Source organism: Methylobacterium sp. J-030 (assembly GCF_022829545.1).
Taxonomy (GTDB): Bacteria; Pseudomonadota; Alphaproteobacteria; order Rhizobiales; family Beijerinckiaceae; genus Methylobacterium.
Genome location: NZ_JAKSYM010000005.1, coordinates 1 through 1634, shown reverse-complemented (window position 1 = coordinate 1634; position 1634 = coordinate 1). Strand labels below are relative to the sequence as shown.

2 protein-coding genes are annotated in these 1634 nt (G+C 64.7%); one reads left to right on the top strand and one right to left on the bottom strand.

Annotated elements, in window-relative coordinates; all coding sequences use genetic code 11:
• Positions 1-41: 41 nt before the first annotated feature.
• Positions 42-944 carry a Ku protein gene (locus MKK75_RS00050; protein ID WP_244040608.1) on the bottom strand — a complete coding sequence of 301 codons (903 nt, stop codon included), beginning with the start codon at positions 942-944 and terminating at the stop codon, positions 42-44.
• Between the two features lie 205 nt (positions 945-1149).
• Between MKK75_RS00050 and MKK75_RS00045 the strand changes: the two genes are divergently transcribed.
• Positions 1150-1634: DNA polymerase ligase N-terminal domain-containing protein (locus MKK75_RS00045; protein WP_279593450.1), on the top strand; the 485-nt coding region annotated here is incomplete at its 3' end.

Here is a 1634-nt window from a genome sequence, read left to right as displayed (position 1 = left end):
CGCAGTAATCTTGGCGGTGCGCCGGCCGGACAGGCGGCCGGTCAGGCAGCCTTTCGGGTCCTGCCGGCGGTAGCCTTGCCCGAAGCGCGCTTCCTCGCGGGCGTCGAGGGCTTCGTCTCCGTCTTGCGCGGCTGCGCTTTGGCAGGCGAAACGACCTTCTCGGAGTCGATGCTGCGCCTCAGGGCCTCCATCAGGTTCACGACGTTGCCGGAGCTCGGCGCACCGGCCTTCGCCTTGCCCTTGCCCTTCGCCGGTTTCGGGGCCTTCCCCTTCACCAGGGCGATCAGCGCCGCCTCGTAGCGGTCCTCGAACTTCGAGGGGTCGAACTTCCGGGTGGATCGCGCGATCAGCTCCTCGGCGAGCGCCCGCATCTCGGCCGTCGGATCGCCTTCGGGCATGTCCTCGAAATAGGCCGTCGGCGACCGGACCTCGTCCTGGTAGCGTAGCAGCGTGGCCAGCAGACCCTTGCCGTACGGTTCGAGCAGCACCACCCGTTCGCGCTTGTAAATGACGATGCGCCCGAGCCCTGCCATGCCCTTTTTCTTCATCGCATCCCGGATGACGGCGAAGGCCTCGCGAGAGATTTTGTCTTCGGCCGCGAGGTAGTACGGCTTGTCTAGGTAGCGCTCGTCGACCTCGTCGCGCTTGCAGAACGCCTCTATGTTGATCGTGTGCGTGCTCTCCAGGGCGATCTCGCTGAGCTCGTCGTCTTCGACCGGCACCAGCTCGTCCTTGGCGATCTCGCAGCCCTTAACCTGATCGTTGCGCTCGACGGTATCGCCGGTCACCGAGTCGACCATCAGCTGCTTGAGACGGTTGCCGGTCTCGCGATTGATCGTATGGCACTTCAGTTCCCTCGACGAGCTGACCGCCGGATACAGTCCGACCGCGCAGGAGACGAGTGAAAGTCGAAGATGACCTTTCCAGTTGGCGCGGGCTGCCACGTCGGTCTCCTATATCCGTCCAAGTATTGCCGCCCATCGATGCATCCGTCGTGCAGCGATCGGGAACTTGACGGCTCAACGAGAGTCCAACTCGACTCGTTCCTCCACAGGCGCACCTGTGGATAACCTGCCCATTATTGTAGATGGCTCTATCGAAGGAGTCGGTCCAGGAACTCGAATGGGCCATTCCGGTTCTGACAGGACGATGACCGAGCTGCTCAGATCCTATCGGGACAAGCGGGATTTCGAGGCCTCGCCCGAGCCCAAGGGCAAGCGCGGCCGCAAGGCGGCGAAGGCTAGGTTCGTCGTCCAAAAGCACGACGCGCGGCGCCTGCACTACGACCTGCGGCTCGAGATGGACGGGGTGCTCAGGAGCTGGGCCGTGACGCGCGGACCGAGCCTGTCGCCCGCCGAGAAGCGGCTAGCCGTCATGACGGAGGATCACCCAGTCGACTACCTGGCCTGGGAGGGTGCGATCCCGAAGGGTCAGTACGGCGGCGGGACGATGATCGTCTGGGACACCGGTAGTTGGGAGCCGGTAGGCGATCCGGCGGCCGGACTGGCGAAGGGCCACCTTGAGTTCGCCCTACACGGCGAGAGGCTCGCGGGCCGATGGCATCTCGTGCGCATGAAGGGCCGCGGGGGCGAGAAGAAGCAGCCCTGGCTGCTGATGAAGGCCGACGACGAGCA